Source organism: Spirosoma liriopis (assembly GCF_023196085.1).
In the GTDB taxonomy this organism is placed as follows: Bacteria; Bacteroidota; Bacteroidia; order Cytophagales; family Spirosomataceae; genus Spirosoma; species Spirosoma oryzicola.
In genome coordinates this window covers 779,985-802,620 of record NZ_JALPRF010000001.1, presented here as the reverse complement: position 1 = coordinate 802,620, position 22,636 = coordinate 779,985, and the positions used below count along the sequence as shown (strand labels likewise).

22 protein-coding genes are annotated in these 22,636 nt (G+C 49.1%); 9 read left to right on the top strand and 13 right to left on the bottom strand.

The annotated features are described in order from the left end of the window. The first annotated feature begins 30 nt into the window (after nucleotides 1-30). Together M0L20_RS03380 and M0L20_RS03375 are read left to right on the top strand one after the other, a co-directional pair. Nucleotides 31-528, top strand: coding sequence for a helix-hairpin-helix domain-containing protein (locus M0L20_RS03380; RefSeq protein WP_248475710.1), 498 nt, complete (start codon nucleotides 31-33; stop codon nucleotides 526-528). 70 nt (nucleotides 529-598) lie between these two features. Further along, the gene (locus M0L20_RS03375; protein WP_248475709.1) at nucleotides 599-1,258 is read left to right on the top strand and encodes a helix-hairpin-helix domain-containing protein; all 660 of its coding nucleotides are present in this window, start codon (nucleotides 599-601) and stop codon (nucleotides 1,256-1,258) included. Nucleotides 1,259-1,314: 56 nt separating this feature from the next. Here the strand turns inward: M0L20_RS03375 and M0L20_RS03370 are convergent, their stop codons facing one another. From M0L20_RS03370 to M0L20_RS03355, 4 genes are all read right to left on the bottom strand, one after another. Then, nucleotides 1,315-2,040 carry an endonuclease III domain-containing protein gene (locus M0L20_RS03370; protein WP_232559447.1) on the bottom strand — a complete coding sequence of 242 codons (726 nt, stop codon included), beginning with the start codon at nucleotides 2,038-2,040 and terminating at the stop codon, nucleotides 1,315-1,317. Nucleotides 2,041-2,162: 122 nt separating this feature from the next. Beyond that, nucleotides 2,163-2,870: an SIR2 family NAD-dependent protein deacylase gene (locus tag M0L20_RS03365; RefSeq protein ID WP_248475703.1), complete on the bottom strand. Its 708-nt coding sequence runs from the start codon at nucleotides 2,868-2,870 to the stop codon at nucleotides 2,163-2,165. Between the two features lie 102 nt (nucleotides 2,871-2,972). Beyond that, nucleotides 2,973-5,258: a glycoside hydrolase family 20 protein gene (locus M0L20_RS03360; protein WP_248475701.1), complete on the bottom strand. Its 2,286-nt coding sequence runs from the start codon at nucleotides 5,256-5,258 to the stop codon at nucleotides 2,973-2,975. A gap of 134 nt (nucleotides 5,259-5,392) precedes the next feature. Beyond that, a complete protein-coding gene (locus tag M0L20_RS03355; RefSeq protein ID WP_248475699.1) occupies nucleotides 5,393-5,971 on the bottom strand; it encodes a dihydrofolate reductase family protein in 579 nt (192 codons plus the stop codon). 303 nt (nucleotides 5,972-6,274) lie between these two features. Here M0L20_RS03355 and M0L20_RS03350 point away from each other — a divergent pair, with 303 nt between their 5' ends. Beyond that, entirely contained in the window at nucleotides 6,275-7,264 is a 990-nt protein-coding gene (locus M0L20_RS03350) for a GlxA family transcriptional regulator (RefSeq protein WP_248475697.1), read from the top strand. 121 nt (nucleotides 7,265-7,385) lie between these two features. On the opposite strand, the gene M0L20_RS03345 is transcribed toward M0L20_RS03350, so the two are convergent. Then, entirely contained in the window at nucleotides 7,386-7,814 is a 429-nt protein-coding gene (locus M0L20_RS03345; RefSeq protein WP_232559442.1) for an OsmC family protein, read from the bottom strand. 177 nt (nucleotides 7,815-7,991) lie between these two features. Here M0L20_RS03345 and M0L20_RS03340 point away from each other — a divergent pair, with 177 nt between their 5' ends. The 5 genes from M0L20_RS03340 (at nucleotide 7,992) to metK (ending at nucleotide 12,845) form a co-directional block, all read left to right on the top strand. Then, nucleotides 7,992-8,777 carry a hypothetical protein gene (locus M0L20_RS03340; protein ID WP_248475696.1) on the top strand — a complete coding sequence of 262 codons (786 nt, stop codon included), beginning with the start codon at nucleotides 7,992-7,994 and terminating at the stop codon, nucleotides 8,775-8,777. A gap of 148 nt (nucleotides 8,778-8,925) precedes the next feature. Next, nucleotides 8,926-9,804, top strand: a complete 879-nt coding sequence (gene lipA, locus M0L20_RS03335) for a lipoyl synthase (RefSeq protein ID WP_232559440.1) — start codon at nucleotides 8,926-8,928, stop codon at nucleotides 9,802-9,804. An 88-nt stretch (nucleotides 9,805-9,892) separates the two neighbouring features. Beyond that, nucleotides 9,893-11,044, top strand: a complete 1,152-nt coding sequence (locus M0L20_RS03330) for a lycopene cyclase family protein (RefSeq protein WP_248475695.1) — start codon at nucleotides 9,893-9,895, stop codon at nucleotides 11,042-11,044. A 101-nt stretch (nucleotides 11,045-11,145) separates the two neighbouring features. Continuing rightward, entirely contained in the window at nucleotides 11,146-11,313 is a 168-nt protein-coding gene (locus tag M0L20_RS03325) for a hypothetical protein (protein ID WP_248475692.1), read from the top strand. A gap of 254 nt (nucleotides 11,314-11,567) precedes the next feature. Continuing rightward, on the top strand, nucleotides 11,568-12,845 hold the full coding sequence (metK, locus tag M0L20_RS03320) for a methionine adenosyltransferase (RefSeq protein WP_232559437.1): 1,278 nt from the start codon (nucleotides 11,568-11,570) through the stop codon (nucleotides 12,843-12,845). Between the two features lie 63 nt (nucleotides 12,846-12,908). On the opposite strand, the gene M0L20_RS03315 is transcribed toward metK, so the two are convergent. The 8 genes from M0L20_RS03315 to M0L20_RS03280 form a co-directional block, all read right to left on the bottom strand. After that, a complete protein-coding gene (locus M0L20_RS03315) occupies nucleotides 12,909-13,286 on the bottom strand; it encodes an HPF/RaiA family ribosome-associated protein (RefSeq protein ID WP_232559436.1) in 378 nt (125 codons plus the stop codon). Between the two features lie 214 nt (nucleotides 13,287-13,500). Next, nucleotides 13,501-14,862 carry a cytochrome P450 gene (locus M0L20_RS03310; protein ID WP_248475685.1) on the bottom strand — a complete coding sequence of 454 codons (1,362 nt, stop codon included), beginning with the start codon at nucleotides 14,860-14,862 and terminating at the stop codon, nucleotides 13,501-13,503. Between the two features lie 25 nt (nucleotides 14,863-14,887). Next, nucleotides 14,888-16,111 (bottom strand): low temperature requirement protein A, encoded by a 1,224-nt coding sequence (locus M0L20_RS03305; RefSeq protein ID WP_248475683.1) that lies wholly within the window; start codon nucleotides 16,109-16,111, stop codon nucleotides 14,888-14,890. A 30-nt stretch (nucleotides 16,112-16,141) separates the two neighbouring features. Next, nucleotides 16,142-17,017, bottom strand: coding sequence for a glycosyltransferase family protein (locus M0L20_RS03300; protein ID WP_248475682.1), 876 nt, complete (start codon nucleotides 17,015-17,017; stop codon nucleotides 16,142-16,144). A 49-nt stretch (nucleotides 17,018-17,066) separates the two neighbouring features. Next, nucleotides 17,067-17,363: a winged helix-turn-helix domain-containing protein gene (locus M0L20_RS03295; protein ID WP_248475677.1), complete on the bottom strand. Its 297-nt coding sequence runs from the start codon at nucleotides 17,361-17,363 to the stop codon at nucleotides 17,067-17,069. Then, nucleotides 17,360-18,007: a hypothetical protein gene (locus M0L20_RS03290; RefSeq protein ID WP_232559431.1), complete on the bottom strand. Its 648-nt coding sequence runs from the start codon at nucleotides 18,005-18,007 to the stop codon at nucleotides 17,360-17,362. Before M0L20_RS03290 ends, M0L20_RS03295 begins: the two co-directional genes overlap by 4 nt. Nucleotides 18,008-18,100: 93 nt before the next feature. Then, a complete protein-coding gene (locus tag M0L20_RS03285) occupies nucleotides 18,101-18,466 on the bottom strand; it encodes a diacylglycerol kinase family protein (RefSeq protein WP_232559430.1) in 366 nt (121 codons plus the stop codon). An 81-nt stretch (nucleotides 18,467-18,547) separates the two neighbouring features. Continuing rightward, nucleotides 18,548-19,252, bottom strand: coding sequence for a DUF1361 domain-containing protein (locus M0L20_RS03280; RefSeq protein ID WP_248475676.1), 705 nt, complete (start codon nucleotides 19,250-19,252; stop codon nucleotides 18,548-18,550). Between the two features lie 195 nt (nucleotides 19,253-19,447). Here M0L20_RS03280 and M0L20_RS03275 point away from each other — a divergent pair, with 195 nt between their 5' ends. Beyond that, nucleotides 19,448-22,627 carry a SusC/RagA family TonB-linked outer membrane protein gene (locus M0L20_RS03275; protein ID WP_248475675.1) on the top strand — a complete coding sequence of 1,060 codons (3,180 nt, stop codon included), beginning with the start codon at nucleotides 19,448-19,450 and terminating at the stop codon, nucleotides 22,625-22,627. Nucleotides 22,628-22,636: the final 9 nt, after the last annotated feature.

Genomic DNA, 22,636 nt, shown 5'->3' with positions numbered 1-22,636 from the left:
ACAGAAGCTAAATCATAAAGTTCGGAAACCATGTTTGAGTTAAATCCGCTTAATCTCCCTGACGCTTCACTTCAACACCTGGTCATGGGAGTCGTTACGCTGGTGTTAGGTTTTATTATTGGCTATGCATCGCGGCAGAACCTTGTCCGTGAACTTGAAAGCCAGTTAGCTATCGTTAAGCGCAACGTTGAGGATTGTTATCGTACACCCGCTGTCGTGGTTAGTAGCGGCAATGATGAAGCTTCGGTATTAAACCGAATCAGTAGCCGTATCCACGAAATCGACTTCAATCGTATTGGCTACGCTTCACTCGCAGAGGCTGATGATCTGAAAGAAATTGTTGGTGTTGGGCCCTTTCTGGAAAAAAAGCTTCATGCAATCAGCATTTATACATTCCGTCAGATTGCAAACTTTACTGGGGAGGATATCGATCAGGTAAACGATATAATCGAGTTTTTCCCTGGTCGTATTCAACGGGACAATTGGGTCGGTCAGGCCGCTCAGTTGGCCAAAAAGTCGAATTTGTGACTTATACCTACCGTGGAAATCGCGAGAATCGTTATTAATCGTAAAGACTTAACTACACCGTAAGCCTATCATGTTTGGATTAGATCCCTTAAGTCGGTCCGTAGCAGTTACTGAAATCCTGTTGCTGTTAGCGTTTATTGCTTTTGTTGGCTGGCTGTTTGGCCGCCTGGTACTCAGTGGTCGCGTTAGTTCCTTACGGGCGGCTGTCGCCAAGCAAAAAGAAGAACTAGACGAATGCCGACGCGCGAAGGAAACGGGTGGGCCAGGGACAGTTGTTCGGCGTCCGGCTGAAACGCCCCCTTCGTTCGTGCATGCCGATCCGCTGTTGCCCGCTCTTACGCTCGATGATACACCGGAGATATTAGTAGAGGAGAACCCAACAGACTTGTCTGGTAGCTACGCCGATGATCCGGCAACTAGTCAAGATCCGGAAGCCGCTGTATTAAGCCGCATTGCTGCCCGAGCCGACGAACTTAATTTTGACCGAATCGGGCGAGCGGCTGCTGTAGAAGCGGATGATTTAAAGGATATTGTCGGCGTCGGACCTTTTCTAGAGCGCAAACTACACAGCTTAGGCATTTACACATTCCGTCAGATTGCGAACTTCACTAAAGAGGATATTGATAAAGTAAATGAAATTGTCGAGTTCTTCCCCGGTCGCATCGAACGGGACAATTGGGTAGGACAGTCGAAACAGTTTCACGAACGGAAATACGGAGCTAGCAGCTGACAAAGCTTTCTTTAGCGAAAAGACGGGTTGTTGGCAGTTGTCCAGCAACCCGTTCGTTATTTAACCGACTTGCTTCTGACCGGTGTACTACTCAGTACCATCTTGCCGCCTAATCGATAGAAGTCACACTGATCGCGTAAGACGCATTCGTTACATTTTGGGTAATACCACGTACAGACTCGTTGACCGTGCCAGTAAAAGTGCTTGTGAAAATTGAACAGTACCGTAGCGTCCTGCGGCAAATAAGACAGCAGAATGGTGTGCGCTTTTTCTGCGCTTACTTTGGGGCCAATTAAGCCAAGCCGTTGAGTCACCCGATGAACGTGGGTGTCTACCGGCAACACGGGTTTTTTGAAATTGAAAAGTAAGACTAGCGTTGCCGTTTTAAGGCCAATTCCAGGGAGATTGGTGAGCCAGCTCATTGCATCTTCCGTGGATAGGTCAGCCAAAAAGTCAATGTTGGCCGCTCCTGTTTCCCCAATCAGCTGGGTCAGCAGGTTCTGAATGTAAGGAGCTTTGACTTCCGGGTAATTGGCTGTTTTGATGGCGTCGATCAAGTCGGCGAGCGGAGCATCGCGAACGGCTTCCCAGGTAGGGTAGCGTTCGCGCATGGTCCGGTAAGCGGTTACTTCGTTGGCATGTGTCGTGCGATGGGACAGAATCGTTCCGACCAGTTCGTGCATCGGATCAGCCCGGCCATAGACAGCCTGTTCACCGTAAAGGTCGTTTAGGCGGGCGTGTGCCGACAATGTTCGGGTCCTTGAGTCAGCAGTGGGTTCCATAAATCACAAACGTTGAGCGTTCGTGGTGAACCTCGTTTTTAAGAGAAATGTTGCTGACTGCTTTAGCAGAGAGAAAACAATCGCCCTGTAAATGACCCGGTTTACTGGTAGACTTCGTACGCTTACGATGAAAGGGTACCGGCTATCAGTTGATCAGCGAGTTGAGTGAGTCCGGTTGTGGCAGGCTCTGCAATGAACGTCACGTTCGAACGTCCGTGAACGGCTGGACTGTTGGGATCTACTACGTAGACAGGAACCCCTTTTCGAACTGCGTACACGAGACCGGCAGCGGGATAAACATTCAGGGACGTACCAACAACGATAAAAATGTCGGCCTGTTCGGTTATGTCCTGAGCAACATCCATCATCGGCACTGCTTCACCGAACCAAACAATGTGTGGACGCAATTGCGAACCTTTTTCGCAGAGATCTCCCAACTTAAGCTCCCAACCGTCAATATCGTAAACTAGGTTTGGGTATTTGGTGCTTCGCGACTTGAACAACTCTCCGTGCAAGTGAATCACCTTTGAGGATCCAGCCCTTTCGTGGAGGTTGTCGACGTTCTGCGTAACGATGGTTACGTCGAAAAAATCTTCCAGCTTTACCAACGCAACATGACCCGCGTTTGGCTCGACGCTTAGTGCTTTTTTTCGACGCTGGTTGTAAAAATCCTGTACCAGATCGGGGTTACGTTGCCAGGCTTCAGGGGTTGCTACGTCCTCAATCCGGTGGTTTTCCCAAAGCCCGTCCGACGCACGAAAGGTGGGAATACCGCTCTCTGCGCTGATGCCTGCACCCGATAAAACAACTATTTTCTGACGTGATTCCATATTTCTACTATTCGATCTGTGAAGCTTCGGCGTAACTAAAGGCCCGTTTGATTTGGTCAAAATTTACGCCGAAGCTCTTTTTACTCGACGATCAAAGCCGCGTTATTCAACAACGATTTCGTCGGTAGCAAAATAGGTTTTTTCGCCTGCGTTAGGATGGTCGTTCGGGCATACCCCCGCATTCTTCGCCCGAATCCGAACGTAGCGCGCGCGGGCAGTTTTGAAGTCAGCCACGACCGGTAAAATGTCCCAGGGGCCAGTCAGTTCATACTTAACAGGTTGATCGATCGCTTCTTTATAATCCTGACCGTCGCGGGAAATGGCAATGGATACCGACGTTGGGGGGAAACTTTTGTCTAGAATTACTTTCAGGAAGTTAAGCGATACTTTAGTTACGCTCGTTATGTCGCCCAGATCGACCGTTACATCCATATCACCGAAGAAGTTGACCCACTGCCGCCGGTCACGCGGGGTTTCTCCCCGTACACCATCTGTCAGCTTCGTGCTGTTTGGATCGCTTTTATTGCCGGTTGGGGTAGCAAACGTGTATGACTTGTTTTTGCCTTTGTGCAGTGTAAACGTCTGTGTTAACTGGCCGCCCGTAGGAGTCATCGCCCGAAGGGTGGTTGTCTTGGTCAACGTAATCGGGCCAATATACTGGTTGCTGCGCTCGTTAGGTTCTTTGCCGTTAGTCGTGTAAAAAATCTGGCTGTCGCTGTCGAGTTTACTCAGTTTCACCTGTAGTTGCCCCTGCTCGTTGGGTTGCGTGGTGGCGGTAATGTCGAACAAACGTTTGGCATAATTGACCGGAATTGGGTTCAAACGCGGCAAGTGGTTCTTGAGCCGTTGGGCGAAGTCTTCAAAATTACGCGGTCCCTTCGGCATCCAGGCGATTTCAGCTAGCGCAATAGCCCGTGGGAATACCATGTACTCAACATCTTCGGACGTAGGCATGTACTCCGTCCACACATTTCCCTGCACACCCAGCACATAATTTTGTTCAGCGGGGGAGAGTTCAGCGGGCGTCGGCTCGTAGCCGTATACCTGATCGAGCGGAAGGTAACCGCCGATAGCGAGTGGTTCAGTAGCCGGATTGCCCTGATAGTGGTCAAGGTAACACGTTTCGCCCGGTGTCATAATAACCGCGTGTTTCTGCTTGGCAGCCGCAATACCGCCCGCTGTACCGCGCCAGCTCATCACCGTCGCATTCGGAGCCAGGCCGCCTTCGAGAATTTCATCCCAGCCGATGATGGCCCGCCCTTTACTATTGACAAATTTCTCGATACGCCGGATAAAGTAGCTTTGCAGTTCATGCTCGTCTTTGAGGTTATTTTTCTTCATCAACTCCTGACAGAATGCGCTATTTTTCCAGGCCGTTTTAGGACATTCGTCCCCTCCGATGTGAATGTATTTACCGGGAAAAAGGGTCATTACTTCGGTTATTACATCCTGTAGAAAGCCGAACGTTTTGTCTGACGGGCAAAAAACGTCATCGAAAACGCCCCATTTTGTGGCTACCTGATAGGCTTTCGTAGGTTCACAACCGAGTTCGGGGTAGGCCGCTAACGCTGCCAGCGCGTGACCTGGCATTTCAATTTCGGGAACGATCGTTACAAACCGGCTTTGCGCATAGCGTACGACATCCCGAATTTCGGCCTGCGTATAAAACCCACCGTGTGGCTTCCCATCGTATTGCTGCGGGTAGTTCTGGCTGTACTGGCCAATGAGCGTTTCGGCGCGTTTACTACCGATCTGCGTCAACTTCGGGTATTTTTTAATCTCGATGCGCCAGCCCTGATCGTCCGTCAGGTGCCAGTGAAATGTATTCTGTTTGTGCATCGCCATCAGGTCGATGTACTTCTTGACGAAGGCTACTGGCATGAAGTGCCGTGATGCATCCAAATGCAATCCTCGGTAACCATAGCGGGGTTTGTCGGTAATAGCACAGGCTGGCATCGTCAGGGGAGCCGACTGGCTAAGTGGCAGCAGTTGACGCATCGTTTGGGCCGCATAAAACAACCCCTTTGATGTAGACGCTTCGGCCGTTACTCGACCCGAAGTGATGGTTAGTTTATAGCCTTCGTCACCAAGCGCTAGTTTTTTGTTGATTGCTAATGAAATGTTAGCCCCTTTCGCCAGAGCGGTACTGGCCGGTACAACGGCCAGCGATAAACCGTTCGCGGCTTTAACCTGACTAGCAAAGGTTTGCGCTACAGCGCGAACGGTGGCATCGGTAGCGGGTGAAACCAGTATCCGGGTGCTGGCGGTAAGCGTAAACTGACCATCCTGCCCGACAAATCGCGCTGGAAAAGGGATCAGATTGTATTGATTGTTGGTTTGGGCAAACGCGGAGAAGGAAAAAAGCAGACAAAAAAGCAGGTATTTCATTCGTGACGGGTAGTTCAGACGGCAAAATAGCGATGATTTTAGAAAGGGCGTAAAACAAATGACCTTCCGGTCGGGGAAGGCCAAGGCTATAAAGCCGAATCAAACGCACAATTAGTTTGCCGGGAAAGCGTACTCTAGGCGATTGAATCCCGCACGGGTTCGTAGTGTAGGGCGACAATACCGCAGCTGAACGACTGGCTTTTTATTAATCTCAGCGATAGCCTGTCAGTTAATTTCTTAAATATTGTCATCCCGCTGCCTAAAGCCGTCGGATTGATAAACAGGTGATACTCATCGATTAAGCCACGCTGGATGAAGGAAGATGCTAGTTCGGCGCCACCATAAAGGATCAAATCTTTACCCGGTAACTGTTTTAACTGGTTCACCTCTTCCGTAATGTCGCCATTTGCCAGCGTTACGTTCGTCCATTCAACAGTGTCCAGTGTTTTGGAGAAAACGACTTTGGGTAAATCGTTCATCTTATGCGTGCCAGCGTCAGCGGTTTCAGGGTTTTGGGCTCTCGATGCCCAGGCGGGAATAAAACCCTGGGCCAGATTTCGACCAAGTAAGATGCAGTCTACTGATTCGGTCAGGTCCGTTACATACTGATTAAGCGTGTCGTCCCAGTTCCATACCAGCCAGTCCATTTCTCCGTTCGGACCAGCGACAAACCCATCCAAGGATAGCTGCATCTGTAACTTTACTTTTCTCATGTGATGTACGTGAAATATTGATTCTAAAGTGAATTAAAAGCTCCTCAAGTGAAGCACTGAACAGGAAATATCCCGCATCAATGTTCCAGACGTTCTTTACTGATAAATCAGGAGTAAGAAGTCGATTTTTCTCGAAAAAACTTTGATAATGACTCAGCGGTAATTGTGTGATTTGTTTCGTGAATAACAAGGGATTAATCGTTAATTTTATAAGACAAATGTAGACGAAAATACTTCGGGTGTCCGGGGTGATTTCCGGCAATAGCAGGGTTGATTCCGACAGGGTTTTCTTATTTTTGGTATATGAAACACGTATCGATACTTGTTCCGGGTGGGCACACCAGCTTAACCAACATTGAAGGTACTTACCAAATTCTGGCCGAAGTAAATGAGACACAAAAGGCCATGGGGAAAGCGCCTTTATTTACTATTCAACTGGTTGGGCTGTCCCGTGAAGCAAGGCAGCGAAACGGCTTGTTTACAATTGCTCCTGACCTGCTCATTGAGGAAGTGAAAAGGACGGATCTTATTATCATCCCGGCTCTCTTCGGCGACCAGACCAGCGCCCTGACCCGTAATCAAGCGCTGATTCCTTGGATTGTAGAACAGTACAAAGCAGGGGCAGAAGTTGCCAGTTTTTGCATTGGGGCCTTTTTTCTGGCGGCTACCGGCTTGCTGAACGGCAAGCAGTGTGCGACGCACTGGCGACTCGCGAACGAGTTCAGAGCGATGTTTCCGGAGGTAAATCTGGTCGATGATAAGATTATGACCGAGGAGGATGGTATTTATACCAGTGGTGGTGCTTACTCGTACCTGAACCTGCTCGTTTACCTGATTGAGAAACATGCTGGTCGTGATGTGGCTATTTTAATTGCTAAGGCTTTTATGATCGACATCGACCGAAACAGTCAATCTCCCTTCATTATATTTCAAGGGCAGAAAGCGCATGAAGACGAATCCGTAAAAAAAGCGCAGGAGTATATAGAAGCTAATTTTCAGGATCGAATAACCGTTGATCAATTAGCTGATTTGCTGGCTTTAGGACGCCGGAGTCTGGAACGTCGTTTTAAAAGTGCTACTGCTAATACCGTTGTCGAATACATCCAGCGGGTTAAGATAGAAGCCGCCAAGAAAGACTTAGAAATAAGCCGGAAAAATGTTAATGAAGTAATGTTTGATGTCGGTTATTCCGATTCAAAATCATTCAGGACAGTATTCAAAAAAATCACGGGTTTGTCGCCTATCGAGTATAGAAATAAATATAATAAAGAAGCTTTATTTTCTGATAATTAAAGCGGACGTATAACAGGAGTAATCAACTGCTTTTGTGAATTTTTTGCAGGCTCATAACGTGAGGGTAGCTAAGCAGTATAATGTAAAAAAACGGACATTATACTGCTTACAATCGGTCAATCTATGCATTCACCGCTTCTTCCCACCGAATCGTTACTGCTTGTTCGAGATCGGGGTGGAGGCTAATGGCGACGGGGCACGTATGGGCGATTTTTTCTAGATTAGCACGAGTAGCCTCGTCCGGCAAAACCTCAGCCCGGAGGGTCAAATCAATTTCGATCCGAGCGACACGCCGTGGTGGCTGGCTACTCATGATCTTCGTCACTTCAAGCTCGCTGCCTTTCAGTTCGATACCGTCCCGCCGGGCGAAGATGGCCATCGTTGTAATAATGCAGGTGCCAAGGGCGTTGGCAATCAAATCAGTCGGCGAAAACGCTTCGCCCCGTCCCTGGTTGTCGGTAGGTGCATCGGTATTGATATGAGTGCCCGATTGCAGGTGGGTACAGTCGGTGCGCAGATCGCCCAGGTAGTCAATGTGAATTGTAGCCATGAAGTAGTAATTAAGTTTGTAAGCCAGTAAATCAATAAAAGGGGCCGCAACGCATCCGCTTTATCTACTGACTAATTTGCCTAAACATAAAAAATATCAGCTGGTTACGCTAATGTGCCGAATGATTTTAGCGGGATTTAATGTATATTATGTAGTTTTAATCAAGAATTATACAAAATGCGAACGATATACAAATTGACGGCAATCGCTTTAACGAGTTGGTTGTTGATTGGCGGCAAGGCATGGGCACAAAATACGGACTCGGAGGACGAAACGTATCGAGTCATTACGACCTATGGCATTACGTCCAATACGAACTCTGGTATTTTGGGCGGCTTATCATTCCGACAGTCTAAGCTGCTGTCGGACGACTTTTTTGGCCTGCCGCAGTACCGTTATCTGAGCATTGAACTCGTTAACGTCAAACACCCAAAGGAGCTTCAGACGACCAGCAATTTTGCCAGTTCGCGCTACATTTATGGTAAAGAGAACTACCTCTTTGCCTTGCGGGGGCAGTACGGACGTGAGATCAAACTGTTCGACCGCAGTGGCGATGACGGCATTGCCGTAAGCGGTATCTTCGCTGCCGGTCCGACAATCGGTATCATCAAGCCTTACTACGTTAAAATTCAGGAAGGCAACCAGACCCGTTCGGTTGCTTTCAGTTCGTTGAACCAGGGTGCAGGAAGTCCACAGGGTGCCCCCATTGGATCGGGTGGATTTTTTCAGGGGCTTGGCGAATCGAAGCTGACGGTTGGTCTGAACGTAAAAGCCGCCATGAGCTTTGAGTTAAGTACCTTTCGCAACAACACTACGGGCGTTGAAATTGGCTTTCTGGCAGAAGTCTTTCCGAACAAAGTCATTATTATTCCGAATCCAGGACCCAACGGCAGCCGTGAAGATGGGAATCGGAATTTCTTTACTTCGGGCTACATAACGCTGTTTTTTGGCAATAAAAAATAAGAAATTCGTAGAGAAAGCCGTGGTGAAGCAGAGGGATGAGGTTCTTGTTCAGCAAGCCATTTCCTCACTGCTTGACTACGGCTTTCTCCATTTTTTTGCTGAACTTTAAGGCGGAAAAACGAATTCTGTTGGAAAGGATTGAGGAGCCATGATTGAACTACCAGTAATACCCTCCGAGCAACAACGGAAAAAACGCCCTGACTGGCTGCGTGTGAAATTGCCGATCGGGCCAGAATACGCCAAAGTGCGTAAGCTAGTAGACGAGCATAAGCTCCACACGATTTGCGAGAGCGGCAACTGCCCGAATATGGGTGAGTGCTGGGGCGCAGGTACGGCTACGTTCATGATTCTGGGTAACGTCTGTACCCGCAGCTGTACGTTCTGCGCGGTAGCTACAGGACGGCCTAACGAATATGATACCGATGAGCCTCGTCGCGTGGCAGAAGCCATTGTGCTCATGAAAGTGAAGCACGCTGTCATTACGTCGGTGAATCGCGACGAACTGAAAGATCGGGGTGCTGAGATATGGTACCAGACCGTACGACTTATCAAAGAATCGTCGCCCACAACGACGATCGAAACATTGATTCCCGACACAAAAGGCAACTGGGAATCGCTTGAGCGGATGATTTCAGCGGGGCAGGAAGTGGTTTCTCACAACATGGAAACCGTTGAACGGCTCTACCGTCGTGTTCGGCCGCAGGCCCGCTACGAACGTAGTCTGGAGCAGATCCGGCGTACGAAAGAATACGGTCAGCGTACCAAATCGGGGATTATGCTTGGCTTGGGCGAAACGCACGATGAAGTCTTTAAAGCGATGGACGATTTAGCGGCTAATGGCCTGGATGTTCTCACGCTGGGTCAGTACTTGCAGCCGACCAAAATGCACCACGAAGTAATCGAATGGATTCATCCCGAAACGTTTGCTATGTACAAGGAAGAAGGCTTGATGCGGGGACTCAAATACGTTGAATCAGGACCACTTGTTCGCTCAAGTTACCACGCCGAAAAACACGTGAACGTATAAAGTTTGTCTACTTGTTTGCAAACAATTCAGTGTTCCTGTTATTTACTAATTAAGTCCGGGCGGCTCGTCCGGACTTTTTGTTTAGTGCATGAAAAAATACGACTTCATCATTGCGGGGGGAGGTATGGCAGGCTTGAGTCTGGCTTATTACCTAACGCAGTCCTCATTGCGCGACCGCTCGATCCTGATTATTGATCGTGATGTTAAAAACCAGAACGATCGAACCTGGTGTTTTTGGGAGAAAGGACAAGGGCCGTTCGAGTCCATCGTATTTCGTAAATGGGAGACCGTTAGTTTTCACGGTACTACGTACTCCGGGCCGATTGATATGGTGGACTACCACTATAAAATGTTGCGAGGCATTGACTTCTACGCATTTATAGAGGCTGAACTCGCTAAATACCCGACAGTAGAGCGCAAAATAGCAACTATCAATCGCATAAAAGACACGCCACAGGGCGGATTTGTCATTGCCGATGATGAGCCATACATTGCCGATTACGTGTTTGACAGCACGTTTGCGCTCAAGTTAGATCAGCCCGAAAATCATAACCTACTCCAGCACTTCAAAGGCTGGGTAATCACTACCGAAAAGGCGTGTTTCGATCCTAACTATCCCGAAATTATGGATTTTCGGGTGGAACAGCACGGCGACTGCCGTTTTCTCTACGTCTTACCATTCAACGAAAAAACAGCCCTGGTTGAGTTTACGCTTTTCAACGACAAGCTTCTCTCGCAGGAGGAGTACGAAGCTGACTTGAGGCAGTATATCGACCGGTATCTGGATACGGGAGCGTACCGAATCAGCGAAACCGAGTATGGCGTAATTCCAATGTCTGACGAGACGACTACAGAGAACCCATCTGATCACATTATCCGCATTGGCACGTCGGGCGGTTACACAAAGGCGTCAACGGGCTACACATTCCAACGAACACAACGGTATCTTCAGGACATCGTTCATAGTTTACATCAGACGGGTAAGCCTCATCGGAAGAGGTCCTGGTTTAAGGGACGGTTCAAGCTTTATGATAGTATTTTTCTGAACGTTCTCCAGAAACATCGTCACCCCGCCGACGACATTTTTACCAAAATCTACACAAAAAATTCTCCCCGCGTCTTTACATTTCTGGATGAAGATACCCGGCTAATCGATGAGATTCGACTGTTTACAACGATGCCGTGGTGGCCGTTTACGGCGGCTTTGTTTGATGTACTACGCCGAAAAATAGTTGGATAAAGAAAGTTTGACAAGGTTCGTTACCGTAAGTAAATAGGGGAGTCCTAACAGCTAGCTGAACAAATCGTATCGTTGTTCGCTTCAAGCCAAACGTACTATCCGTGAACTACTACTTACAGCCTGACACTTTCTATCTGATTGTCTGGTTAGCCTGCCTTTTGTTAGCCGCCGGAGCGGGTTTTGTGCTTGGCTTTTTACTGCGCGATCACCAACGTATAAAGCCACTCGTGAAAACAGAACAGTTGGCCAACCGAAACAAAATTCGTTGAGAGCTTTCTGGTTTGTCATCCCATTGCTTGCTTAGCCATCGGAATGGAGTAAGTCGTTCGGCGAACACTCGGCCATGAAAAAGTCGATGTGCATGGGTAAGGTATGGTTATAGCATTATTAGGAGAAGAAATAAAAATTGGCGAGTGAGATTTTAGCCGGATAATAAGGTTGTACTCCCAAAGTCCTGAATTCTTGCTCGGTATGGAATATCTCGTAGATTTGCATAGTTAAACCAAGCTCATACGGAGTAGTAATGCCTTATCTCTTCACATCCGAATCTGTTTCTGAGGGACACCCCGATAAAGTCGCTGATCAAATCTCCGACGCGCTAATTGACAATTTTCTGGCCTTTGATCCGTCCAGTAAAGTAGCTTGCGAAACGTTGGTTACGACCGGACAGGTAGTGTTAGCCGGTGAAATCAAGACTGATACGTACTTAGACGTTCAAAAGATCACTCGTGATGTGATTCGCAAAATTGGTTATACCAAGAGCGAGTATATGTTTGAGGCTAACTCGTGCGGTATTTTCTCGGCTCTCCATGACCAGTCAGCTGATATCAATCAGGGCGTTGACCGCGAAGTAGCCAACGATGACTTCGAAACAAAAGCCAACGCACAGGGAGCAGGCGATCAGGGCATGATGTTTGGTTACGCAACCAACGAAACCGACAACTACATGCCGTTGCCGCTGGATCTGGCGCACGCTATCCTGCGTGAAATGTCCAACATCCGCAACAACGAAAGCCAGCTGATGCCCTATCTGCGGCCCGATGCCAAGTCGCAGGTAACGATTGAATATTCGGATGATCACCAGCCAATCCGAATTGATACCATTGTCGTATCAACGCAGCATGACGATTTTGCGGATGATGAGACAATGTTGAATAAAATTAAAGAGGATATCATCAATATTGTAATCCCTCGGGTGAAAGCCGCTCAGAAAGCTGAGTTGCATAGCCTGTTTACCGACGATATTACGTATTACATCAACCCAACGGGCAAATTCGTTATCGGTGGTCCTCACGGTGACACGGGACTGACAGGACGGAAGATCATTGTTGATACTTACGGTGGCAAAGGCGCGCACGGTGGTGGAGCTTTCTCCGGTAAAGATCCGTCGAAAGTAGACCGTTCGGCTGCGTATGCGACTCGTCACATCGCGAAGAACCTGGTAGCAGCTGGTCTGTGCGACCAAGTACTGGTACAGGTGTCGTATGCGATTGGTGTCGCTCAGCCTTGTGGCCTTTACGTAAACACGTACGGTACGGCTAAAGTAGACCTGAACGATGGCGACATTGCCCGGAAAGTTGAAGCGATCTTCGATATGCGTCCGTATGCCATTGAACAACGCCTGAAGCTTCGCAATCCGATCTATTCAGAAACGGCTGCTTATGGACACATGGGCCGTAAGAACGAGATCGTAACAAAGAAATTTGGGTCGAACGGTAACGCCAAAGAAATGGAAGTAGAACTGTTTACCTGGGAAAAGCTTGACTTTGTTGACAAAGTAAAAGAAGCCTTTAGCCTGTAATACAATGTTCTTAAAAAGCGAAAGCCACTCTGCGTAGAGTGGCTTTCGCTTTTTAGGGGATTTTTATAACTCATCGGGTTCGAGAACCTCTTCTTCGTCGCTCATTCGGGATTTGGCTTCGGTAATAGCCGGGCTGAAAATATCATTCCGTTTTTGTTTGCAGCGAACAAGCTTGTCTTTCAAGACCTCAAGTACCTTGTCGGTTGCGCTCTCGAAGCTTTTGTCGTGTTCTTTTACAAACAGTTCTTTGCCGGGGATCGTGAGCCGAACTTCGACTACTTTCTCTTTGACTTTGTTAGAATCAGCCCCATCCAACTTAAGGAAAACCTCTCCACCGATAATCCGGTCGTGGAAGGTATCTAGCTTGTTCAACTTGGCCTGAATGAAGTCTAACAGGCTCTGATCAGCGGTGAACCGCACTGCATTAATTTGTAGTCTCATTGTGTCGCTTTTAAAAGTGAATTGAAATAAGAACATCAATGGACTACCTAAGTTTGGGCATCTTGACCACAATGTCAATACTGGCTGCGAAAGATACAATTCTGTTTCACGCTACTAGAGCAAGAAGTAACCGTACCGCTTAGTTTTTAATGATTTAGCAATTGCCGTGGAACGGTTACATATTAAGATTCTTTAGAAAATATAATTTTAATTTTTAAGACAGATAAATCTGGACCGCCTGCCTTGGGCGAAGACTAATGAGTGGCTGAGCCGTAACCTGTAAACCGGGTACAGGACGTAGCTCAAAGCGATGCAGTAAAACAATTAATAGGGCCTGCATTTCCATGAGCGCAAACTGATTACCAATGCACAGCCGTGGCCCTCCGCCAAAAGGCATATAGGCGTATGGATGTCTTTCTTTACTGAGTTCGGGCGCAAATCGCTCAGGGTCAAAATGTTCGGGGTCGGGCCAGCTAGCCGGATCATGATGCAACACGTAAGGGCTGAGCAGTACACCTTCGTTAGCGGCTATGGCGTGGTCTCCAAAGCGGTCCGGTCCAAGCGACAGTCGGCTCATTACCCAGCCGGGCGGATAAAGCCGTAATGACTCATTAATAACTTGCGATGAGTAGGGCATTGCCCGCAAATCGTCCGCCGACGGCTGACTGCGCTCTCCAAGTGTTGCCCTAATTTCGGCTTTTGCTCGTTGAAGAATGCCGGGGTGTTGCGCCAACAAGTACAGCGTCCAGGCCATTGACGTGGCTGTGGTCTCGTGGCCCGCCGTAAACAGCGTTACCATCTCGTCTCGAAGCTGTTCGTCTGACATGCCTTCTCCCGTTTCTTCGTCAGTAGCGCGCAGCAGCATATCGAGTAAGTCGTCGCGGGTTTCGCCTGTCTTGCGCCGGGATTCGATGATGCCGAAAATCAGGTTATTGACCTGCGTTGTTGCGCGTTCAAAATTACGTTTACTGGGCGTCGGTACCCATTTCGGCGCGCGAATCGGATTAACGACGGCATTGATTGCAAAATGATTCAGATTCGCCAGGGCAGTAGAAAGACTGTCTAGCTGGTCGCCCAGACTACTGCCAAACAATGTTTTTGTGACAATGCGTAAGGTAACGTCGGTAGTAGCCGTGGAGAAATTGACGGGTTTATTATCCGCTACTTTTTCTAGGCGATCGGCCCAGGCTACCGCTTCTTCAATCATGGTTTCGGCCAGGATTGCCAGTTTTTGCCGGTGAAAAGCGGGTTGAGCCAGTCGACGCTGCTTACGCCATAAGTCGCCTTCGCTCGTTAATAAGCCATTGCCCAGAAACGTTTTTAAGATCGCAAAGGATTTGCCTCGGCCATAGTTGCGGTTATTTTCCTGAACGACCTGCTTGGTTTCTTCGGGTTTAAGCATGAGCGTTGTGGCACGACCACCCACATTGATGCGTACCATGCGCTCGTGTCCATAATCCCGTTGGAGCCGCCGAAAAAATGCTAGTGGGTCGCGTAGGTACTCAAGCGTGTTGCCTATAACGGGTAAACCCGGATGAACGGGAATTGGACGAATGGGAGAATGTGTAGTTTCCATAGCAAAACTAAAACGAAGCCAGACGTTACGTTGTGCCCCCGATACGTTCGGCACTTTCGGGAGCTTCCGGCCCAAGTTGATCGCTTACAATAAGTCCTGTGATACTAACTGCTGAAAGAAGCAATAATTGCATTGCACTTAGTGAAGTTAGTACGCCAACGACAAGCAGAAAAATACCGATACCAAGTCGTGTATAAATACCCCGCGTAAAGCTTGGATGCGGTGGTCCAGCCTTTAAGGTCGTTAAACTGATGCATCCCTCGGTTAGTAAATAAGCAGATACCGAACCGATGAATAGCCAGTGTGTCGAAGGAGGGAGTTCAGTAGCGTTGATATGTTTTATAGCTAACGTTAAACCAACGCCTGTCGTCGTCAACGCAACGGTCAATGGCAGGTGCAAATATAGCCAGGCTGTGTACAAGCGGGTATCACCTCCTTCTCTGACCTGGCGGACGGCATCGTCGTCTAAGCGGTCGAAATAGGCCCACCAGAGCCCAATAATGATGATGCCACCAAGCAGCGTTGCGACAATTGTTTTAAGATCGAAGCCGCTTTCGATCAAGCCCTGGGCTGCGCTGCTAACCGTTTGCCCCAGAACGAGTAGCGTAAATAATCCGTAGCGTTCGGGTAGATGACGTACATCAGGAGGTAAATCTTTGTACAGTCGATTACCCGACGTGGTCAACGGAGTGCCTAGCTCAATAAGCACCGCAACGCCCCATAGAATGTATCGATACGGCGCTTCGACGAAGGTCGAGGCAACCCAAAGCAGAATTGAAGCGGCAAAACCAGTCGTAAGATGCTGGATGTAAGGGCGTGCTTTAGGAATGTAAAACCAGGCGCGACCGTACTCGATCAGCAAAATCAGCCGGGTAAAGGAATAGCTTAGCGCGTAAACAACAGAGGATAGATTCGATTCAAGGGCTCTGGGAATAGAAGCCACCAATATGATCAGACCGAGTAGTTGCAGGCTGCTAAGCACCCGATGGACAACGTCCCGCTCATTGTCGAAGCGGGTAGAATAATGGGTTTCTCCATTCCAGAGCCACCAGATAGGTACGTATAGTAGAAGAAATTCAGCGAGTGATTCACCCGTTAGCGAAGTCAACAGCCGCTGGGCCAACTGCATGATGATCACCGTAAAAACCAGGTCGTTGAGTAGTTCAGCCCAGGATGCCCGTCGTTCTCCGTCCGCGTCCATCGACCGTAGTTGGGGCTTGGCAGGCGTTTGCTGCTGGCTGTCGGCCATAAAGTTGTTCAGTAGTAGTTGTCTATCAAACTACCGAAGCAATTTATAGTTGCGATACTCGCCCATGCGCCAGCCGGTTAGCCGTTCGACGACGATTTTGAGCCGATTTTTGAATGAATACTTTTTTTCGCGGATGTTGAAGTTAAACTGCCAGTGCTGGGCATCGATGCGGGGCTGCATAACGGCTGGATGGGAATCCTTGAATTCGGCCAGCGCATCAATCGTGCTGTAATCAAACGGATCGGGGGCCTGCTGCGGTTGGGCGGGTTGATCGTCGTTGTGCCAGAATCGTCGCGTACCGGCTATTTTTTCCTGCTGCACCTCAGGCGGCTTTACCCAGCCGTAGTGATAAACGTAAGCATCGACAGGCTTAACATGCAGTTTCTGATTGTCTTTGGTGCGAAACCCCTGAGCATCCCGGTAAGCAATCACATTGCCCGTGTTGCGAATGATGCGTATTTCGTGGCGATACCACTGCGGAGAGTCACCGATGTATTGGTACGAACCATAAAAGTGCAGGTACTTAAACAGAAGCCCTTCTACGTCAGGCTGATCAAGGTACCGTTCCATCGCCTGTCGGACAGCGGGGATATACCGCTCATGAAAAACCTCATCCCCCTGAATGTAAAAAGCCCAGTCCGTATCGGCTGAAACGGCAGCTAAGGCTTTATTGGTTTCAACGGCTAAAACCTGACCACCTGATCGTAGCGAATCATCCCAAACCGTTTCGACAATGCGGATTTTAGTGGAATTAATACGCTGGATCAACGCGAGCGTGTCATCGTCTGACTGACCGACTGCTACGACAAATTCATCGCAAAGAGGCAGAACAGATTGAATGGCTTCTACGATGGGGTAATCGAACTTGATGGCGTTTCGGACAATGCTGAAACCGGTTACTTTCATAATGTATAAATGGCGCTGCCGTAAAGATACTAGTCATACGGCGGGACGATCACATATTCTTGATAAACTCCTCCAGCGCGGTAAGATGATCGGCAAAAGCCTGTCGGCCCGCGTCGGTAGTCGAATACGTGGTATTAGGCTTTCGGCCAATGAATTGTTTCTGGACGGCTACATAACCTGATTCTTCCAGCGCCCGCAGGTGAGTCGCCAGATTCCCGTCGGTTAGGCCGAGCAGTTCTTTAAACGCATTAAAACTCATGGCGTCGTTAACCATGAGTACTGACATGATATTCAGCCGCGCTTTACTCTCAAAAGCTTTATTAAACTGAGCCAGCAGATCTTTCATGCAGTGTTACGTTCGTATTTAAAATACATGGCTAGTCCGTACACGATGTGCAGCACGCCAAAGCCGACTGTCCAGGCCAGCAGGTTGTATCCCGGCCAGAACAACGATAATAAACCAAGCCCGATTTCGCAGTAGCCGAGCGATTCGACATCACGGATGGTGTATTTACTTCCATTAAGCAACGCCAATCCGTAAAAAATAAGCGTTGCCGGGAAGGCCAGCCAGATCAGCCCGTAATGCAGTAACGCCAGACAAAAGAAGCCGCCTGTTGCCAAGGGCACGGCCAGCGACCAGACCAGCCGTTGCGACGACGCATTCCAGACGCTTGCTCCCTGCCGACGGGCTTTTCGGATTGTAAAATAGCTCCCAGCTAACAGCGCAGCGAGTAAGACGCTAAACGCCACGATTAATAAAAACTCGCGGATGGACTGGTGCGCTGCTGTATCGTAAAGCTCAAGCCGCTGATAGTTCAACAGCTGAAAGGTATCGGTCTGTAGACGAAGGTAAACGACAGCTGCCCCGATGAGCGCAATAATTCCCGCCGATACGCCAGATAAACCGCTGAGGGAGAGAAATTTTGAGGAGCGTTCCATCAGACTGCGGATTTCCGTCAGCGTCTGTAGATGTTCGCGCGATTCGTGCATGGAAACTAATAGTTACGGGATCGCCCGTACGGTTGTAATGGTAGGTCCTGATTGATAGGAATAAAAAAGGAGACCTTACTCAAAAAATAAACGTCAAAGCATCGTCAGCAATTTGCCGCCCAGAATAATCAAGCCGACAAGTACAGCAGTAATCGCCAGAATCAGTACCGCCCCAGACGATAGATCCTTGATCGCTTTGATCTGAGGGTGCAAACCTGGCGACACAAAGTCACAAATCTTCTCAATCGCTGTATTAAAGGCTTCGGCTGCCCAAACTAGCCCGATCAGCGTTAGAATAACGGCCCACTCCAACCGGCTAATTTGTAAGCACAACCCAACAACAACGACCAGGGCTGCGATGAGTAAATGGACTTTAGCATTGTTTTCGTAACGGAACAAATCGACAATACCCTGCCCCGCAAACCCAAAACTACGCCAAACTTTACGAACCTTAATCATGAGGCAAACATAGTACTAAATGGGGTAGTGGTAGTTGACTAATCAAGAAAAGGTTTACATGACGCAACGCATGAGTCGGTATCAATTGGCCTGATCGCGCTCATAGTCAACGTACCACCAGAAAGCGATATACAGTACCACCAGGACGAAGCCGTAGGCTACTGTCAATTTTAAGCTCAAGTGGTTATCGGCAGCCCCGGCAATCGCATCAAACAAAGCCAATGGTTTGGTCAGGACATCCCAGCTGTTCCACCGGCCAAACCGTCCGAGATAGATGCCAAAACCGGATAGCAACTGACTGGATAGTGCTACAATCCAGGTTAGCCGAGTGCCGATGAGCGGGCGCAATAGCCGGTGCACGACCAAAGATGAATACAAACCCGCCAGCAACCCCGTCTGCGCGAACAGAAAAAGCGTCATCGTGTCGAACCAAAGCAGTGGGTTATCCACATGTTTGATGTGGAAAAGATCGGTAATAATGTAAGGAGCATTGGGTAAGAAGGCCAGCCAGAGCGCCAAACCACTTCCGAGTAGCCAACGATTGGTAAAGCCAGCCGACCGCAAATCACGTAGGATAAGGACCACGCCTAATGGAAAAAAAGCGAGAAACAGATTCCAGGTCAGCATGATAAAAAACCACCAGTTGCCAGTGAGAAGCCCGCGCGTGACAACTAAGCATAAACCGGCTACCGTTAAGCCCGCTAGTGCGGTCAAACCTTTACCCACTTTAGGGCGACTGTACTGATCGTCTGGCCGACGAGCAGCGAGGTAGAGTGATTGTTGCATGTATTTAAAGTACTTTGTTTTGCAAAGTAAAGGGCGAAAATATCACTCTGTCAAGCAGTACATGGAAAATATTTTTTTCGGCATAAAAAAGTTTGGTTCTTATGGATTGCAGATAAAATAAAATTTTAAAATTTGTAGCTATGCATTTTGTATATTTTTTAAAATATTGACTTAACCAAACCAGATTGACGTCCTATGCAAAAATACTTACTTTTTTGTGTGCTGCTTATAGTTGCCACGACGCGCCTAGCGTTAGCGCAGGACAGGCAGATAACCGGCACACTTCGCGATGATCAGACGCAACCTATCACCGGGGCGAACGTAGTCATCAAAGGAACCACACGCGGTACAACGACCGACGCGGCAGGTGATTTTCGGCTGACAGTACCGAGCGGAAATGTCGTGTTAACCGTTTCATCGGTAGGGTACGTAACGAAAGATGTAGCGTTGACGCCCGGCCAATCGCAGATTACGGTATCGTTGGTGTCTGACGACCGGGTGCTGGGTGAGGTAGTCGTAACGGCCTTGGGGATTAAGCGGGAATCAAAAGCGCTGAGTTATGCCACGCAGACCATCAAGCCTGCGCAAATCAACGAAGTGCGCGACGGTAACGTCCTGAACACATTGCAGGGCAAAATTGCGGGCGCGTACATTACGCAGGGGTCCGGTGGTCCGGGTTCGGGTTCACGCATTGTGTTGCGTGGTAACCGCTCTATCCAGGGAACGAACAACGCTCTGATGGTCGTCGATGGTGTTCCAATCAACAACAGCACGTTCGGACAAGCAACGAGCGACTTTGGTAGCGTTGCCAATTCGGACGGTGCGTCGAACATCAACCCCGACGACATCGAGAACGTAACGGTGCTGCGTGGTGCTTCGGCTGCTGCGTTGTACGGTAGCCAGGCGGCCAACGGCGTAATCCTGATTACAACGAAACGAGGTAAATCGGGGCGGGTTTCGGTCGATCTGAACTCGGGCGTTTCTGTTGACAAACCCTTTGCCCTGCCCATGGTACAAAACCAGTATGGACAAGGTGTGGGTGGTGTTCTGAACGCCGAAAAAGGCGACAGCTGGGGAGCAGCCATGACGGGTCAGTCGTACACAAATTACCTCGGCCAGCAGGATACGTATTCGGCTCAGCCAAACAACATCCGTGATTTCTTTCGGACCGCCGTAAGCCTTAACAATTCGGTTGGTATCACGGGTGGATCGGACAAATCGCAGACGTATTTGTCGTACACCAACAACGCGCTACAGGGAACGGTACCGGGCAACAACCTGACGCGGCACACGATCAACCTGCGCTTATCAAACCAGATCAGCTCGAAGTTGTCGACCGACGCGAAAGTAACGTACATCAACCAGTCGGTATTGAACAAGCCCCGTACGGGCGAAGAAAACGCGCCGGTCATGGACATCTACCAGATTCCCCGGAACGTTAGTCTGGCTAATGCCCAGAATTACGCGGCTCCCAACGCCTTCGACCAGCCGACGCCAACGGCCTGGCCTTCTACGCTGAACTCGATCTACCAGAATCCGTACTGGATGCTGAACCAGACCGCTATCAACCAGTATCGTGACCGTGTTATCGGATTCGTTCTGGCGAAATACCAACTAACCGATTTCTTGAGTATTCAGGGACGGGCTAACCTCGATAAGTACTTCGACAAAAATGAAGAAAGCTACTCGCAGGGTACGATCCTGTGGGCCAATCAGGCCGGTGGTAAATTCTCCCGCAACAACATTGTCAATACGCAAAGCTGGTATGATTTGTTGATCGAAGGTAGAAACAAAATCGGCGGTGATTTTTCGCTCGATTATCAAGCTGGTGCGATTATCCAAGACACCCGCTATCAGTCGACATACGCGCTGGCGGATGGCTTGAATGTACCAAACCGGTTTAACCTGAACTTTGGTACGAACCAGAGCTTGACGGACGATTTTACGCGCGTACAGACGCAGTCGCTGTTTGGACAGGCATCGCTGGCCTGGCGGGATGCTATCTTCGTCAATGCCAGTTTGCGTAATGACTGGTCATCAACGCTGCCTAAACCGTACTCATTCCAGTATCCGTCGGTCGGTGCTTCGGTCGTGTTGTCCGATCTGCTGAAACTATCGGGACCATTATCGTTCCTGAAACTAAACGCATCGTACGCCCAAGTGGGTAACAGTGCAGATCCTTACCTGCTGCAAACAAACTACTCGTACTCGCAGGGGGCTGGTTCTGGATTTATCAGCCGGGACGGAACGCAGGCTATCGGTAACCTCAAACCGGAGATCACGAAAAGTTTGGAGATAGGGATTGACGCCCGTTTCCTGAGTAACCGCCTGGGGGCAACGATTACGGCCTATAAAACGAACTCGATTAACCAATTGCTGAAACTGGGTCTGGCTCCGGCATCCGGATTCAAAGAGCAGTACATCAACGCGGGCGATATTCGCAACATGGGACTTGAGGTTGTAATCAACGGAACGGCTATCAAAAACGACCGTTTCTCGTGGGACCTGACGTTCAACATGGGGTTGAACCGCAACAAAATCGTTAGTCTGTCGCCCGATATCAAAACGGCGTTCCTGTCGGGTGGATTTGGTCGGTCGGCGTCGCCAATCGTGCAGGAAGGCGGTTCTTACGGCGATCTGATCGCTTACCGCTGGCAGCGTGATGCGAATGGCCGCTACGTGGTTGCCTCTCAATCAATAACGGCTGCCGATGGAAGCCGGTCAATTACGTCTACGGGACTACCAATTGCCACGAAAGATCAGGAATACATCGGTAACTTTAATCCGAAGATGCTCCTGGGTCTGACGAATAGCTTCACGTTCAAAGGCTTTTCACTCCGCGTACTGGTCGATGGCCGGTTAGGCGGTATTGCGGTGTCGGGTACAGAAATGAACCTCGCATTCAGCGGTATCACGGAAGCAACCGCTCAGAAGCGGGAAGGAAACTGGGTACTGCCAGCGGTAACAGGGGGTGTTACGGGTGCGGATGGTACAACGATCGAAGGGGCCGGCAGAGAAAACACGCAGGCAATCCGGGCTGAGCAATTCTGGCAGACCGTATCGGGTAAGCGTTACGGCTGGGGTGAATTTTTCGCTTACGATGCTACCAACTTCCGCGTTCGCGAACTCTCGCTGGGTTACCGAATTCCGGTGCCGTCGAACATTTTCATCAAATCGGCACAGCTGTCGTTTGTCGCTCGTAACCTGTTCTGGATTTACCGGGGTAAGTCGCTACTGGATATCCCCGGCGTTGGCAAGCGTACGATGTGGTTTGATCCGGACGTTAACATCGGTAACGGAAACTTTCAGGGCGTTGAGTATGGTACGCTGCCATCCAACCGCAGTCTGGGCGTAAACCTGAAACTTTCTTTCTAAACTTGAAAC

What these genes read in the sequence shown, in the direction of transcription:
- M0L20_RS03365 (WP_248475703.1), bottom strand. Translation starts at nt 2,870, where the DNA reads ATGGAATCACGTCAGAAAATAGTTGTTTTATCGGGTGCAGGCATCAGC.
- M0L20_RS03310 (WP_248475685.1), bottom strand. Translation starts at nt 14,862, where the DNA reads ATGGAAACTACACATTCTCCCATTCGTCCAATTCCCGTTCATCCGGGT.
- M0L20_RS03315 (WP_232559436.1), bottom strand. Translation starts at nt 13,286, where the DNA reads ATGAGACTACAAATTAATGCAGTGCGGTTCACCGCTGATCAGAGCCTG.
- lipA (WP_232559440.1), top strand. Translation starts at nt 8,926, where the DNA reads ATGATTGAACTACCAGTAATACCCTCCGAGCAACAACGGAAAAAACGC.
- M0L20_RS03380 (WP_248475710.1), top strand. Translation starts at nt 31, where the DNA reads ATGTTTGAGTTAAATCCGCTTAATCTCCCTGACGCTTCACTTCAACAC.
- M0L20_RS03355 (WP_248475699.1), bottom strand. Translation starts at nt 5,971, where the DNA reads ATGAGAAAAGTAAAGTTACAGATGCAGCTATCCTTGGATGGGTTTGTC.
- M0L20_RS03280 (WP_248475676.1), bottom strand. Translation starts at nt 19,252, where the DNA reads ATGCAACAATCACTCTACCTCGCTGCTCGTCGGCCAGACGATCAGTAC.
- M0L20_RS03330 (WP_248475695.1), top strand. Translation starts at nt 9,893, where the DNA reads ATGAAAAAATACGACTTCATCATTGCGGGGGGAGGTATGGCAGGCTTG.
- M0L20_RS03290 (WP_232559431.1), bottom strand. Translation starts at nt 18,007, where the DNA reads ATGCACGAATCGCGCGAACATCTACAGACGCTGACGGAAATCCGCAGT.
- M0L20_RS03305 (WP_248475683.1), bottom strand. Translation starts at nt 16,111, where the DNA reads ATGGCCGACAGCCAGCAGCAAACGCCTGCCAAGCCCCAACTACGGTCG.
- M0L20_RS03340 (WP_248475696.1), top strand. Translation starts at nt 7,992, where the DNA reads ATGCGAACGATATACAAATTGACGGCAATCGCTTTAACGAGTTGGTTG.
- M0L20_RS03375 (WP_248475709.1), top strand. Translation starts at nt 599, where the DNA reads ATGTTTGGATTAGATCCCTTAAGTCGGTCCGTAGCAGTTACTGAAATC.
- M0L20_RS03360 (WP_248475701.1), bottom strand. Translation starts at nt 5,258, where the DNA reads ATGAAATACCTGCTTTTTTGTCTGCTTTTTTCCTTCTCCGCGTTTGCC.
- metK (WP_232559437.1), top strand. Translation starts at nt 11,568, where the DNA reads ATGCCTTATCTCTTCACATCCGAATCTGTTTCTGAGGGACACCCCGAT.
- M0L20_RS03370 (WP_232559447.1), bottom strand. Translation starts at nt 2,040, where the DNA reads ATGGAACCCACTGCTGACTCAAGGACCCGAACATTGTCGGCACACGCC.
- M0L20_RS03345 (WP_232559442.1), bottom strand. Translation starts at nt 7,814, where the DNA reads ATGGCTACAATTCACATTGACTACCTGGGCGATCTGCGCACCGACTGT.
- M0L20_RS03295 (WP_248475677.1), bottom strand. Translation starts at nt 17,363, where the DNA reads ATGAAAGATCTGCTGGCTCAGTTTAATAAAGCTTTTGAGAGTAAAGCG.
- M0L20_RS03285 (WP_232559430.1), bottom strand. Translation starts at nt 18,466, where the DNA reads ATGATTAAGGTTCGTAAAGTTTGGCGTAGTTTTGGGTTTGCGGGGCAG.
- M0L20_RS03300 (WP_248475682.1), bottom strand. Translation starts at nt 17,017, where the DNA reads ATGAAAGTAACCGGTTTCAGCATTGTCCGAAACGCCATCAAGTTCGAT.
- M0L20_RS03350 (WP_248475697.1), top strand. Translation starts at nt 6,275, where the DNA reads ATGAAACACGTATCGATACTTGTTCCGGGTGGGCACACCAGCTTAACC.
- M0L20_RS03275 (WP_248475675.1), top strand. Translation starts at nt 19,448, where the DNA reads ATGCAAAAATACTTACTTTTTTGTGTGCTGCTTATAGTTGCCACGACG.